11 protein-coding genes and 1 tRNA gene are annotated in these 14,240 nt (G+C 53.2%); 2 read left to right on the top strand and 10 right to left on the bottom strand.

Going from position 1 to position 14,240, the window contains the following annotated elements:
* Positions 1 to 11 precede the first annotated feature (11 nt).
* From gpmI to ACZF99_RS01115, 10 genes are all read right to left on the bottom strand, one after another.
* Positions 12 to 1,559, bottom strand: a complete 1,548-nt coding sequence (gene gpmI / locus ACZF99_RS01160; RefSeq protein WP_483608336.1) for a 2,3-bisphosphoglycerate-independent phosphoglycerate mutase — start codon at positions 1,557 to 1,559, stop codon at positions 12 to 14.
* Positions 1,560 to 2,312 carry a triose-phosphate isomerase gene (gene tpiA / locus ACZF99_RS01155; RefSeq protein WP_178024332.1) on the bottom strand — a complete coding sequence of 251 codons (753 nt, stop codon included), beginning with the start codon at positions 2,310 to 2,312 and terminating at the stop codon, positions 1,560 to 1,562.
* 56 nt (positions 2,313 to 2,368) lie between these two features.
* Positions 2,369 to 3,550 (bottom strand): phosphoglycerate kinase, encoded by a 1,182-nt coding sequence (locus tag ACZF99_RS01150; RefSeq protein ID WP_483608334.1) that lies wholly within the window; start codon positions 3,548 to 3,550, stop codon positions 2,369 to 2,371.
* Positions 3,551 to 3,762: 212 nt separating this feature from the next.
* A complete protein-coding gene (gene gap / locus ACZF99_RS01145) occupies positions 3,763 to 4,773 on the bottom strand; it encodes a type I glyceraldehyde-3-phosphate dehydrogenase (RefSeq protein WP_483608332.1) in 1,011 nt (336 codons plus the stop codon).
* 76 nt (positions 4,774 to 4,849) lie between these two features.
* A complete protein-coding gene (locus ACZF99_RS01140; protein WP_483608330.1) occupies positions 4,850 to 5,896 on the bottom strand; it encodes a sugar-binding transcriptional regulator in 1,047 nt (348 codons plus the stop codon).
* A gap of 287 nt (positions 5,897 to 6,183) precedes the next feature.
* Complete coding sequence (locus tag ACZF99_RS01135; RefSeq protein ID WP_483608328.1) at positions 6,184 to 7,533, bottom strand: glycoside hydrolase family 30 protein; 1,350 nt, start codon at positions 7,531 to 7,533, stop codon at positions 6,184 to 6,186.
* Between the two features lie 35 nt (positions 7,534 to 7,568).
* Positions 7,569 to 9,215, bottom strand: coding sequence for a type 2 periplasmic-binding domain-containing protein (locus ACZF99_RS01130; RefSeq protein ID WP_483608326.1), 1,647 nt, complete (start codon positions 9,213 to 9,215; stop codon positions 7,569 to 7,571).
* Positions 9,216 to 9,297: 82 nt separating this feature from the next.
* The gene (locus tag ACZF99_RS01125) at positions 9,298 to 10,185 is read right to left on the bottom strand and encodes a carbohydrate ABC transporter permease (protein ID WP_483608324.1); all 888 of its coding nucleotides are present in this window, start codon (positions 10,183 to 10,185) and stop codon (positions 9,298 to 9,300) included.
* A gap of 16 nt (positions 10,186 to 10,201) precedes the next feature.
* Positions 10,202 to 11,158: an ABC transporter permease gene (locus tag ACZF99_RS01120; RefSeq protein ID WP_483608322.1), complete on the bottom strand. Its 957-nt coding sequence runs from the start codon at positions 11,156 to 11,158 to the stop codon at positions 10,202 to 10,204.
* A gap of 95 nt (positions 11,159 to 11,253) precedes the next feature.
* Positions 11,254 to 12,264, bottom strand: a complete 1,011-nt coding sequence (locus ACZF99_RS01115) for a LacI family DNA-binding transcriptional regulator (RefSeq protein ID WP_483608320.1) — start codon at positions 12,262 to 12,264, stop codon at positions 11,254 to 11,256.
* 202 nt (positions 12,265 to 12,466) lie between these two features.
* Here ACZF99_RS01115 and ACZF99_RS01110 point away from each other — a divergent pair.
* Positions 12,467 to 12,541, top strand: a tRNA-Arg gene (locus ACZF99_RS01110).
* A 233-nt stretch (positions 12,542 to 12,774) separates the two neighbouring features.
* Positions 12,775 to 13,374 carry an ATP-dependent Clp endopeptidase proteolytic subunit ClpP gene (gene clpP / locus ACZF99_RS01105; RefSeq protein ID WP_068784490.1) on the top strand — a complete coding sequence of 200 codons (600 nt, stop codon included), beginning with the start codon at positions 12,775 to 12,777 and terminating at the stop codon, positions 13,372 to 13,374.
* Positions 13,375 to 14,240 lie beyond the last annotated feature (866 nt).

The following is a 14,240-nucleotide window of genomic DNA, read 5'->3' as shown; positions in this document are numbered from 1 at the left end:
CGGTTCTTATGTTACGCCTTGCGGCTGGCAATCATCGATTGGCCGGTCATTTCCGGCGGCTGCGGCAGACCCATCAGGTCCAGCAGTGTCGGAGCTACGTCGGCGAGGATGCCTTTTTCACGCAGCACAACGTTCTCGTCGGTCACGATGAACGGCACCGGATTCGTCGTATGCGCGGTAAATGGACGGCCTTGGTCGTCGATTTCCATATCGGCGTTCCCGTGGTCGGCAATAATGACGACGACTCCGCCTTTGGCTTTGACGGCGTCCACAACTTTGCCCACGCACTCGTCCGTGACTTCAACCGCTTTGATCGTCGGCTCCATCATGCCGGAGTGTCCGACCATATCCGGGTTGGCGAAGTTCAGGATGATCGCGTCGTGTTGATCCGACTCGATTTCCTTCACGCACGCTTCTGCGACTTCATAGGCGCTCATTTCCGGCTTCAGGTCATAGGTCGCCACCTTCGGCGAGGCGATCAACACGCGTTTTTCGCCCGGAAGCTCCACGTCGCGGCCGCCGCTGAAGAAGAACGTGACGTGCGGGTATTTTTCCGTTTCGGCGATCCGCAGCTGCTTCTTCCCGTGTTGGACCAATACTTCACCAAACGTATTGTCGAGATCTTTCGGCTTGTACGCAACGTACCCGTCCACCGTTTCCGCAAACAGCGTCAGGCAGACAAAGTGCAGGTCTTTCGGGAATTTCGGCCCGCGGTCGAAGCCTTGGAAATCCTTGTTGGTGAAAACGTTGGACAACTGAATGGCACGGTCCGGACGGAAGTTCAAGAAGACGACGGAGTCGCCGCTTTCCACTTGCGCGATCGGTTGGCCATGGCCATCGACGATGACGGTCGGCATGACGAATTCGTCAAACACCGATTTCTCGTACGATTCCGTGACGGCTTGAATCGGGTCGGTATATTGCGGTCCTTCCGCATACACCATGGCCCGGTACGATTTCTCCACGCGATCCCAGCGTTTGTCGCGGTCCATCGCGTAGTAGCGGCCTTGCACGGTGGCGATCTTGCCGACGCCAAGCTCGTTCATCTTGGCGATCAGCCGCTCCAGGAAGCCTTTTGCGCTGTCCGGAGCCACGTCGCGGCCGTCGAGGAAGGCATGCACGTAAACTTCGTGCATCTCTTCCTTCTTCGCCAGTTCAAGCATAGCGAACATATGCTCAATGTGGCTATGCACGCCGCCGTCGGACAAAAGGCCGTACAGATGCAGCTTCTTGCCTTTCGATTTGGCGCTGCGCACCGCATTGACCAGCGTTTCGTTCGAGAAGAATTCGCCTTCGCGAATCGATTTGGAGATCCGGGTCAAATCCTGGTATACGATCCGGCCGGCGCCGATGTTCAGGTGACCGACTTCGGAGTTCCCCATTTGCCCATCAGGCAAACCAACCGCTTCGCCGCTGGCGGTCAACGTAGTGTTCGGGTATTGCTTCAAATAACGGTCATAGTTCGGTTTGTTCGCTTGGGCAACCGCGTTGCCTTCAACTTTGTCGCGAAGTCCGAACCCGTCCATGATGATCAGAGCTACTGGTTTGGGAGCCGTCATTTATTTCGCCCCCTCAACGAGCTGGATGTAAGAGTCCGGTTGCAGGCTGGCACCGCCGACGAGCGCGCCGTCGATATCGCTTTGGCCCATGTACTCCTTCACGTTCTCCGGTTTCACGCTGCCGCCGTATTGGATGCGGATCTTCGCGGCCACATCGTCGCCGTAAAGGCCCTTCACCAAGCTGCGGATGTAGGAAATCACTTCGTTCGCGTCTTGCGACGTGGAGGATTTGCCTGTGCCGATCGCCCAGATCGGTTCATACGCAATCACGACTTGCGCCGCTTGCTCCGCGGTCAACCCTTTCAAAGCCGCTTCGGTTTGCACTTTCACGACTTCTTTCGTTTGACCGGCTTCGCGCTCTTCCAGCTTCTCGCCGACGCAAGGGATCGGGGTCAACCCGTGTTTGAAGGCAGCCAGGATCTTCTTGTTCACGATTTCGTCGGTTTCGCCGAAATACGCCCGGCGCTCGGAATGGCCGATGATGACATAATCCACGCCAAGCTCTTTCAGCATGCGGCCGCTGATTTCTCCGGTGAAGGCTCCTTCGTCTTCAAAATGCATATTTTGCGCGCCGATTTTGATCGACGTGCCCTTCGCTGCTTCCACCAAAGCCGGAAGGTTGGTGAACGGCGCACAGATTACGCTCTCTACGCCGGCAACCTCCGCTTTTCCTTTAACGGCTTCGAAGAAGGCTTTGGCTTCGGAAACGGTTTTGAACATCTTCCAGTTTCCGGCAATAATTGGTGTTCTCATAGAGCCCACTCCTTTTATTTCATAGATGAACCTTGATCTAATGAGTTATTCAAAGCTTACTTGTCGTTCAATGCCACGACGCCCGGAAGCGCCTTGCCTTCCATGAATTCCAGGGAAGCGCCGCCGCCCGTGGAGATGTGATCCATTTGCGAAGCCAGGTTGAACTTCTCGGCCGCCGCTGCGGAATCGCCGCCGCCAATGATGGTGTAGCCTTTCGTTGTTGCGCAGGCCTCAGCCACTTCTTTCGTCCCGTTCGCGAAAATATCGATTTCGAATACGCCCATCGGCCCGTTCCAAACCACCAGTTTGGAGTTCTTGATGATATCGGCATACATCGCACGGGTTTTCGGCCCGATGTCCACGCCTTCCCAATCTGCAGGAATGCTGTCGATATCCACGGCTTTATGGTTCGCCGTTGCGCTGAAATCATCAGCTGCGATGCAGTCGACCGGAAGGACGAAGTTCTTGCCCAGCTTCTTCGCTTTCTCGATGAATCCAAGGGAAGCGTCGAGTTTGGTTTCATCCAGCAGCGATTTGCCGATCTCGTAACCTTGGGCTTTGAAGAAGGTGTAAGCCAGGCCGCCGCCGATCAACACATTGTCCGCGATGTTCAGCAGGTTGTCGATGACATCGATTTTGTCTTTCACCTTCGACCCGCCGATAATTGCGGTAAAAGGACGATCCGGGTTCGACAGCGCTTTGCCGAGAACGGACAATTCTTTCTCCATCAGCAAGCCGGATACGGCCGGCAGGAAATGAGCGATACCTTCGGTCGAAGCGTGCGCGCGGTGAGCGGCGCCAAACGCATCGTTAACGAACAGATCGGCCAGTTCGGCGAATTGCTTCGCGAGTTCCGGATCGTTCTTCTCTTCGCCCGGGTAGAAACGCACGTTTTCGAGCACCAGTACGTCTCCGTTGTTCAAGGCATTGACTTTGGCTTTTACGGCATCGCCTACAGCTTCGTCCGCTTTGGCTACTTCTTTGCCGAGCAGTTCGCCCAAGCGTTTCGCCGGCAAGGTCAGACGCATATCTTCGTTGACTTGGCCTTTCGGACGCCCCAAGTGGCTGGCGAGGATGACTTTGGCGCCATTTTCGATCAAATACTTGATCGTCGGCAGCGTTTCGCGGATTCGAGTGTCGTCGGTAATTTGGCCGTCTTGCATCGGTACATTAAAATCTACGCGGACAAACACGCGTTTGCCGGTTACTTCCACATCACGTACACTTTTCTTGTTCATCTCCACGTTCCTCCTAACGGTATGCGCGGGGTCTTCCAACCTGGAAAATGCGCATCTACGGCTTTGATTCGGATTTCTCTCCTAAGCTCTATGAAACTGATCTCTATTTATAAAAAACGGTGTGTGTGAATGCCGTATTTCATGCAAGAACCAAAGAGGAGTCCTGAATAGGTTGCTCCTCTTTGGATGAAACGTTAATTGGAATTGCTTGATTATTTTACTTTTTTCGCGAAGTATTCCAGCGTACGAACCAATTGAGCCGTGTAGGACATTTCGTTGTCGTACCAGGATACGGTTTTCACGAGTTGCTTGTCGCCAACCGTCATGACTTTCGTTTGAGTTGCGTCGAACAGGGAACCGTAAGTGATTCCTACGATATCGGAAGATACGATTTCGTCTTCCGTGTAACCGAAGGTTTCCGGGTCGGAAGCGGCTTTCATTGCAGCGTTAACTTCGTCAACCGTAACGGTCTTCTCCAGAACGGTTACAAGCTCAGTCAAGGAACCGGTTGGTACAGGTACGCGTTGAGCCGCGCCGTCCAGTTTGCCTTTCAGCTCAGGGATAACCAGGCCGATCGCTTTCGCTGCGCCAGTCGTGTTAGGAACGATGTTAGCTGCGGCTGCGCGAGCACGACGGAAGTCGCCTTTCGCATGCGGAGCGTCCAGCGTGTTTTGGTCACCGGTGTAAGCATGGATCGTCGTCATCAAGCCTTCCACGATGCCGAATTTATCATTCAGCGCTTTAGCCATAGGAGCCAAGCAGTTCGTTGTGCAGGATGCGCCGGAGATTACCGTCTCCGTACCGTCGAGGATTTCATGGTTTACGTTGTAAACAACGGTTTTCATGTCGCCTGTAGCCGGAGCGGAGATCACAACCTTCTTCGCGCCGCCCTTCAGGTGAAGCTCAGCTTTCTCTTTCGTTGTGAAGAAGCCTGTGCACTCCAGAACGATGTCAACGCCAAGCTCGCCCCAAGGCAATTCTTCAGGGTTGCGGTTAGCCATAACTTTAACTTCTTTGCCGTTTACTTTGAAGAAACCGTCATGCACCTCAACGTCACCGTCGAAGCGGCCTTGAGTTGTATCATATTTCAACAAATGAGCCAACATTTTCGCATCTGTCAGGTCATTGATCGCTACGACTTCGATACCTTCCACGTTTTGAATGCGGCGGAATGCCAGGCGTCCAATACGTCCAAAACCGTTAATCCCTACTTTTACACTCATTGAATAGTTCCTCCCAGTGTTCGTTTTTTTATTATTCAAGACAGGTCCGATAAAACCCGTCATGAGTAAACTTTACTTACTTCCCGGACTGCATCCCAAGCTCGCTTACGATCTCATTCGCGGCCGCCTCATCGGTAACCAGAATGTCTTCGTGTCCGAAGCGCAATACGGCATGAATCGCCCTCGCCTTGCTCTTGCCTCCCGCGATTCCGATGACGGTATCCGTCTGCTTGATATCTTCGAGACGAAGGCCTAAGGTCAGCATCTTATGGACGACGACGCCATCTTCATTAAAATAGTAACCAAATGATTCCGCGAGCGCGCCTTCCCTTCGAATTTCCTCGACCATGCCCGGCTCCAGCTTACGGCGCCGCGCCATCTCCATAGCGTCTCCGATCCCGTGCACTACGATACGCGCCTTACGGATCATGTTCACGATATCCTGAATGTTCGGATCGTTGACGAGCGATTCGTAGGCTTCTTTGCCTAGCAGATCCGGTACGTGCAGCAGGCGATAACCCGCCCCTACTCGCTTGGCCATGCCGGAAGCAATCGTGTTCGCCTGGATTTCCAGGCTTTCGCCCAGTCCTCCGCGAGCCGGAACAAACCAGCTTTGCTTCATCGTGACGTTATGCGGCGGATTCAGTTGATCCGCAACTTCCGCCAATGTCGTGCCGCCCGTCACCGCGACCACATCGGTCCCGCGCATCGCGCTCAGCAACGCTTTGGCTCCTGCGCGCCCCAGCTCCCGCTTCACCAGCGGCGAGACTTCGCAGTCTCCAGGCACAATCACGACTTTTCGCAGCCCATAATGCTGACGGATCGTCTCCTCCAAGTTGGAGAGGCCGAACAACTCTTTCACGACCGGCTCCATCTCCTCAAGCAATTCCCGTCCCGCGTCGCTGATTCTCATGCCTATATTCTCGATTTCTATCAGGCCCTGAGCCTTCAGAAGATCCGTTTCGGCACGCAACACACGCTCCGTCATGTCCAGCGAATTTGCCAAGGTTCTGCGGCCAATGACATCAGACAACATGATCTGGTGAAGTATAGTGTACCTTTTCTTGAGAATGTCCATGAGATCAGGAAGAAGCTGCTTTTGAATCTCTAATAGGTTTCGCATGCTTTCCACTCCTGCAAGCTTCGTCTTCTCTCTCCATCTCCTTGGCCTTAAAATGTCCCGGGTAAACTTTTTAAGTCCCACTGATATTTTAACCAATATTTAGTTCGGTTGCAAGCCTGACGTCCGTATCATTTACTTTTGCCTTTTCACTTATACATGAACCTCTCGGCGTCCCCTGATATGCCGCAAAAAAACGCTCCTTTCGCGAGAAATAGACGCAAAACGCGGTCTACTCTCGCAAAAGGAGCGGGCTTCTTCTTCATATCATCTGTCCGCGCAAGCGGGATTTAGGCGCTAGGGATACGAAGGGACAACGCGCTCTTCGGTCCGAGCCGGAACCGGATTCCTTCCGTCCCTGCCAGCTCCATCGCGACCGTTCTCGCTTCCTCCCCGTCATTAAACAAAACGACGGCAATCGAATCATCCGTATTCCGGAACGCCACGGAGCGAATCGCAGCTGCATCGGCTTCGGCGGCGATCCGTACCGCCTGCGGGCGAATCACTTTGCTGAAATGGGCCAGGGCATAGTAATCCAGCGTGTACTCGAACTCGCGGGTCTGCCGGTTCACCGTCACGATCCCGCGGCACGTGCTGCGGCCAAAGCCCGGGACGGTCGGCCCATTTTGCTCGTCGAGCGCCATATTCCAGAGCACGAGCGATTGGCTGTGATTCCGCAAAATCTCGATCCCCGTCCGCATGACATTGGAGAAGGCCGGTTCGAAGGCCGGAATCCATTCCCCGCCGGAGCCTTCGGTGAAGTGAACCTCTTTGCCGGGGAAGGCCTGTCTGACTTGACTTTGCGCCGATGTCTGTCCGCCATACCAGTGCCACGCCACGCCGTCGACCGCTTCCGCCGCTTCCTGCAATACGGACAGCGGATAATCGGGACGGTCCCAGTTGTGGTCATAGGCCAAAATCTTGGTGGACAAACCGCGCTTCGCAAAAGCCGGTTTCAGATCGTTTTTTACAAAATCGATCTGCATCTCGGCCGTCATCCGCATGCCCGGGTAATGTCCCGGCACGTACAACGGTTCATTCTGCGGCGTCACCGCATAGATGGATAAGCCATGCTCGGCGTAGGACTCGATATAACGGACGAAGTAGTTCGCGTACGCTTCGTAATACTCCTTCTTCAGTTCCCCGCCGATCATCGATCCGCTTGTCTTCATCCAGCCCGGCGCGCTCCAGGGCGAGCCAAACAGCTTGATGGACGGATTTAAGGCCAACGCCTCTTTCAAGAGCGGAATCACGTCGGCCTCGTCATGGCGAATCGAAAACCGCCGCAGCTCCGGATCGGTCTCGCCTTCGGGCAAGTCGTCGTAGCTGTAGATGAACCGGGCGTAATCCGAAGCGCCCATCGGGTTGCGAAGCACCGAAAGGCCAATCCCCTCTTCCGGATCGAACAGCTTCTTCATCAAGGACGCGCGCTGCTCATCGGTCAACACCTGGTGGATCAGATAGGCGGCCGAATCGGTAAAAGAAGCCCCAAAGCCGTCCATCGCCTGATAGCTCACGGAATCGTCCAATCGGACTGCGACCTCCGAGGCTTCCGAATCCCGCGGCCGCAGTTGCTCCTGCGATTGACGGACGAAAAGAGAGGATGCTCCTGAGGAATAATAAATTTCGATCTCATGCATGTTGTTTCCCTCCATATCTATAGGTGACGCCCGGTTTACTTGATTCCCAGCTTTTCTTTGTTCGCTTTCATTTTCTCCGTACGGATTTGCACGATTTGTTCCCAACCGTTGTCATCAAGAAATTTCTTATAGTTGTTCAGCGTGCTCTCGAATTCCCCGCCGTTCTTGGCGCGGATCAAGCTGACCATCGTGGTGTTCCAGGTCGTGTTGATCGCCGTCAAGGAGCGAGCCTCCGGAGATCCCGCGTCCGGATTGATATTTTCAAGGATGAAGTGCGGAACCAGCTTGCCTTTGCCCCACTCTTGCATTTGCTTAATGGATTCCGGAAAAGCGTCGGCGCTCAGCGCTTTGTGACGGTCATGGCCGAAGAACATGAATTCGCCCATGCGGTATTCTTTCTTGAATTTGTCCGCATCCGTTTGCTGCAGTTCTTTCACTTCCGGCGTGAATTGAACCGTTCCATCTGCGTTCTTTGTGTACGTTTCGCCTTCGATCCCGTAGTTCATCAGCATTTGGCCTTCTTCGTCCAGCAGGTACGTGAAGATTTGGATCGCCTTCGCCGGGTCCTTGCATTGTTTCGTAATAAAGCTGATCATCCAGCCGGTGATGCCGGATTGGTTCAGTTTTGGCGTGTTGCCCGCCGTGCTTTGCGGTCCGTCGATCGCCAGATAAGCTTGGTCCGGATGCGCGTTTGCGAAAATTTGCAGGTTGCCGCCTTGCTGCGGAGTCCCGTCAAGGAGCATCGTGGCGTATTTGCCGGATTTCACCTTTTCTTCAAAAGCCGGGCCGTCATCGGCAAAGCTGTCGTCACTGATGTTGCCGACTTGGTGTACTTCATTTAATGTTTTCAGCCAAGTCAAATAGTCCTCGTCCAAATTACGGTTGTAAAATTCGCCGTTTTCGGTTTCCAGCGGCACCCCAAGGAAGTCCTGGAACACGTCGCCCAGGGATCCCGTGCCCTCGCCAATCGAGTTAAAGCCGAAGGGTATCAGATCCGGGAACTGGGTTTTGATCTGCTGCATCACGTTCTTGAACTCCTCCGGCGTTCCGACGCTAGGCTTGCCAAGCGCTTCATAAACGTCCTTGCGGATCACGAAGGCGGTCTTAGCCGGAATGTTACCGCTGTCATAATCGGCTTGCGTGTTGGAGTAGTTCGGGTAACCATACGTGTTGCCGTCAGCTTGCTTGAACCAGTTGAGCGTATCTTGCGCAGCCGCTTTGTTGAAATAAGGGTCGTATTTCTCCGCCAGCTCATTCAGCGGCAAAGCCCAGGATGAAGCCTTTTGTACAACGGCCGAGTTCGAATCGAACACTGTGATCAAATCGGGCATGTCGCTGCCGGCAAAAAAGGTATTGAGCTTGGTGTCGTCACCCGTAACAAATTTGATGTCGATGTTCAAGTCCTCTTTGATTTTCTTCGTGACTACGTCATTGCCGAAATCGGTATTCCACCAATCGGCGTTGACATACCAGGTGAGTTGGGTCGGCTCTTCCTTCTTATCCAGCTTCCAGGCCGGCGTATTCGCATCCGGGGTATACCGGTTCTCCAGGGATACGTCCTCTTTCGCGGCCTTCGAACCGGCGCCGGAACCGCCGCAACCGGTGACGATCAGTGCTGCGGTCAGCAGGGCGGCGCAAGCCGTCATTCCTTTTCTGGCAAGACTCTTGTTCAACTTAAGCATACATGTACCCTCCCTTTTTATAGGCGCAAACTAAAAAATAGTCCAACTCGCATAAGCCGTTCCAAATCGCTAGGCCGATTCGTTACTCCTTCACCGCCCCCAGCATCATGCCCGAGATGAAGTATCTTTGCAATAATGGATAAATCACAACAATCGGCAAAGTCGTAATCACAATTGTTGCAAGTTGAACTCCTTTGGTCGTCGTTTCAATCACGACGGAACCCGCGATGTTCTGCATCGATTGGGTCTGGGATTGAACGATGATTTCGTACAGCTTCATTTGCAGCGGATACAGGTATTGATCCGTGATGTACAGCTTCGTCGTCATGAAGTCGTTCCACTGGTTCACGCCGTTGAACAAAGCGATGGTAGCCATCGCCGGCATCGACAACGGGATAAAGATCTTCAGGAAGATTCTCCAGTCGCCGGCACCGTCGATTTTGGCCGATTCCTCCAGGGAATCCGGCACGTTCCGGAAGAAGTTCATCAGGATCACGACGTCGTAATAACTGAACAGGGCCGGGATGATATACACCCAGAAGCTGTTGAGCAGGCCCAGCGATTTAATGAGCAAATACGTCGGAATCATACCGCCCGAGAAAAACATCGTGATAACGCCCATCGTCACGTACAGCTTGCGGCCGCGCACGTTGCTCTTGCTGAGCCCGTAACCGATCATCGCGCAGAAGAATACGTGGGTGACCACGCCGATAACCGTTTTGAGGACCGAGATCAGGAATGACTGCCAAATCGTATCGTCCCGAAACACCGCCTGGTAGTTCTCCAACGAGAATTCCTTGGGCCAGAAGACGAAGCCGCCTTCCGCCAGCGACCGCCCCGAACTGAAGGAGGAAACGATGACGTTCCAGAGCGGAATGACAATGAGGATCGTGAATAAAATCAGGACCGTGACGTTGACCGTATCGAAGATTCTGCTGTCGAGATCCTGTTTGACCGCCTTTCGATTCATGGCTGTTGCTCCTTCCTTACAGGACAGATTGATTATCGTTGAGTTTGCTGGTCACCTTATTGGCAACCACCAACAACATGACCGATACGATCGAGACGCCGAGCCCGACGGCGGTCGCGTAGGAGAAGTCCCCTTGCGTCATCCCCATCCGGTACACGTAAGAGTTGATGACCTCGGCTTTTTCCCGGTTCTGGGAATTCATCAGCACCAAGGTCTGGTCCAGGTTGGAACCGAGCAGGCCGCTTACGGTGAGGATCAGGTTCAAGCTGATAATCATCTTCATGTTCGGTAACGTGATGTTCCAAATTTGCCGGAGCCGGCTCGCCCCGTCGATCTTGGCCGCCTCGTAATAGGTCGGATCGATCTTGGCCATGATGGCGAGATACAGGATCGTCCCCCAGCCCGCCTCTTTCCAGACATCGGACAAAACGGCGATCCACCAATATTTGCCCGGATCCAGCATGATGTTCTGAGCCTTCGAGATCAGACCCAGGTCAAGCAGCAGCTGGTTGAACATGCCGGTGGTCGAGAACCAGGTGATCAGCATCCCGCCGAGCACGATCCAGGACAAGAAGTGCGGCAGATAGGAAATGGTCTGCACGATTTTTTTGAACCGTCCCATGCTGAGCTCGTAGATCATGATCGCCAGGATAATCGGGATGACGAAGCCGATGGCCAGTTTCAGAAAGCTGATCCCCAGCGTATTCACCACGGAATCCCAGAAGTATTTGTCGTTTGCGATAATCTTGAAGTTGTCCAGTCCCACCCAAGGGGCGGAGCTTAACGTATCGATGACCGTATAGTTTTTGAAAGCGATCGTTAATCCATAGATGGGGATGTAGCAAAAAACAATCATAAAAATGATCCCCGGCCAGATCATCGACTGGATTTCCCACTGCCTGCCGAAGTCGATAAAGAAGTGCTTGATTCTTGCTCCCATCGGTTTCTTGGCCGCCGCAACTGACTTCGCCATTTTGCGCTCCTCTCTTTATCCCACGCGGATAAAAACGTTTTTATTTCAAACCGAAAAGCCCCGATCGTTTAAACCGCTTGCAAACGCGCTGGCGCTTAATCCCGGCTTAAACGGACATGGCTCGAGCCCCGCACGATCAGTTCTCCGTCCAGCTTCTGCACCATTCCGTGCTCCCGCTTCTTGATCATGTTCACCAAATGGTTCACGGCCAAGATCCCTTGTCTGGCGATCTGGTTCCGAACCGTGGTAAGCGGCGGCGTAAAATATTGGGCAATATCGATATCGTCAAAACCGACGACGCTGATGTCTCTGGGCACCTCGAGGCCGTAAGTCCGCAGCGCCTTAATGCACCCGATCGCGCTCAAATCATTGCCGGCGAGAATCGCGTCCGGCATTTTGCCCGGATGCTTGTGAATATAAGCCCGAACCGCGTTATACGTGCTCTCTTCTTCAAAATACCCCTGCAAAATGAAATCCTCGTCCACCGGCAGTTGATGCTCCCGCAAGGCCGCAAGATACCCTTCCTTCCGCTGCACGCTGTCGTACATCGTATCCACGCCGGAGAGGTACGCGATTTTCTTATGGCCCAGACTGATCAGGTATTTGGTCGCTTCGTAAGCGGACGCATACGAATTGAAAATGACCGTTCCCATCGTTTCCTTCTGAATGACCCGATCCAAAAATACCGCCTTGATCTTGTCTTTCTCCATCATCGCGATATCCCGGTCGTCGATCCGCAACTCCTCGTAGATGATGACGCCGTCCACCCGTCTGCCCATGATGTTGCTGATGATGGTTTGCTTGTCGGTCGTAACCACCACGTTCAACCCGTATCCGAGCCGCTCGCTCTCCCGCGCCATCGATTCGACCAAAATGTAGAAATAAGGCCCCGATAAGCTGGTCGTGAAAAAACCGAGCATATTCGTCTTCTTCGACTTCAACTGCTTCCCGTTCAAATTCGGCACATAGTTCAACTGCTTGGCTACCTTCAGCACGTGGGATTTGGTCTCCGGATTCAGTACATCGACATCGTTTAGTGCGTTGGAAACCGTGGAGATCGAAACCCCCGCCGCTTTGGCCACATCCTTAATGGTGACTTTACCCATCTCATGATACACCCTATCTATAAAAACGTTTTTATATATTCATCAAGTTACCATAGAAACGCTTTCATGACAATCCTTATTTTGGGATGTTCCGATAAATGGCGCTTTCTTCGGGAACCCAGCCAATCCCAGCAAACCTTTTAGATTTGCGTCTTGCGTTTTAATTTGAAATGTCATATAATAATTTTTGTTCGCTAAATTTGCGCCCGTGGTCCAATGGATATGACGTAGGCCTCCGGAGCCTGAGATCGAGGTTCGATTCCTCGCGGGCGCGCCATCTATATACTAAAACCATACTAAACACACGAACAAGTCCCTGACGAACGTCTGTTGGACTTTTTTTATTCCCCTGAGTTTGACTTTCTTTGACTTTCTCGAATAAATTGTTTATGATGAGATTAATCTTCTTCGTTTCCGTCAATTCTTAGATGGATGGAAGCGATGATTGCCAAGCATACCAAATAGAAGGGCCGTTCTTATGAACACCCTAAATTTAAGGAGGTTTTATCGGTGAGTTATATTCCTATGGTCGTTGAACAAAGCAACCGCGGCGAACGCGCTTACGACATTTATTCCCGTCTGCTCAAGGACCGGATCATCTTCCTGGGCTCCCAGGTGAACGATGTTGTCGCCAACTCCATCATTGCCCAGATGCTCTTTCTGGACGCGGAAGATCCAACGAAGGATATCTCCCTTTACATTAACAGCCCCGGCGGCTCCATTACGGCCGGCATGGCGATTTATGATACGATGCAGTTCATAAAAGCGGACGTCTCCACGATTTGCGTCGGGCTGGCCGCTTCGATGGGCGCATTTCTGCTGAATGCCGGCGCGCCGGGCAAACGTTATGCGCTGCCGAACAGCGAAATCATGATCCATCAGCCGCTCGGCGGAGCCGAAGGCCAAGCGACGGACATCGAAATCCGCGCCCGCCGCATCCTCAAAATGCGCGACAAGCTGAACCAAATCCTCGCCGAACGGACCGGCCAGCCGCTGGACCGGATCGAGAAGGACACCGACCGCGACTACTTCATGAGCGCGGCGGAAGCGAAGGAATACGGCCTGGTCGACCAGGTCATCGAGAAAGTGAATCCAACCGCCAAAGCCTAAGGCTTGGAACGGAAGGCTGCGCTTTGAACAGAAAGTTCTGTTCGAAGGGCGGCCTTTCTTGTTATAGTTATTTTTAAAAATAACCAGGTATAGGCGCCGCCGGGAAGCTAGCTCCCAGTCTCCCCCGGAGCCGCTGGGCCACCCGGGAAGACGCCGGATCGCGCCCGGGCGATACTAGTCCTTTTAGGGGAGAAGCCGGGCTGTCGCCGCCGGGTGACCCTTGGAGTCGCTGGGCGCCGCCGGGTGCCCAGGCGAAATGGAGACGTGGACCGCCGCCGGTGCGGTAGGAGAATTGGGAGTCGCTGACCCTGCTGAGCCGCCGCCAGGAACCCCCGAGGCCTGCACCCGCCCGCTCTAACGCTGATGACAAGCACTAAGTCTGCTTTTTTAGCGGTATCTGAACTCTAACGACGCTGAGCGACACTATTTTCAATAAATGCACCTGTTTCCGGCTGTAAATTGGACAATAAGCTCTGTGACAAGCGTTAGACTCCGTGCGCAATGATTTTGGCCTTATTAAGCTCCGTGGCAAGCGTTAGCGCACTAGAATGGGCTTGGATAAATGGGGCAGGCATCCTGCATTGAGTTACTTGGCATGGCTTTGGGTGACTTTTAGTGACTTTTAGTGACTTTTAGTGACTTTTAGTGACTTTTAGTGACTTTTAGTGACTTTTAGTGACTTTTAGTGACTTTCTGCGACTCCGTGCGATTTGTACGGCTCTATATAGCTCTGTATGACACTGTATAGCTCTGTATGACACTGCTGTATAGCACTGTATAGCTTAGCACGACTTAGCACAGCTTTAAGGTACTTGGCGTGACTTGGTGTGACTCAGTCGTAACTTAGTGACTTAATGTGACTTTGC

Source organism: Paenibacillus sp. JL3B1040 (assembly GCF_057063165.1).
This window is presented reverse-complemented; position numbering and strand designations above follow the sequence as displayed.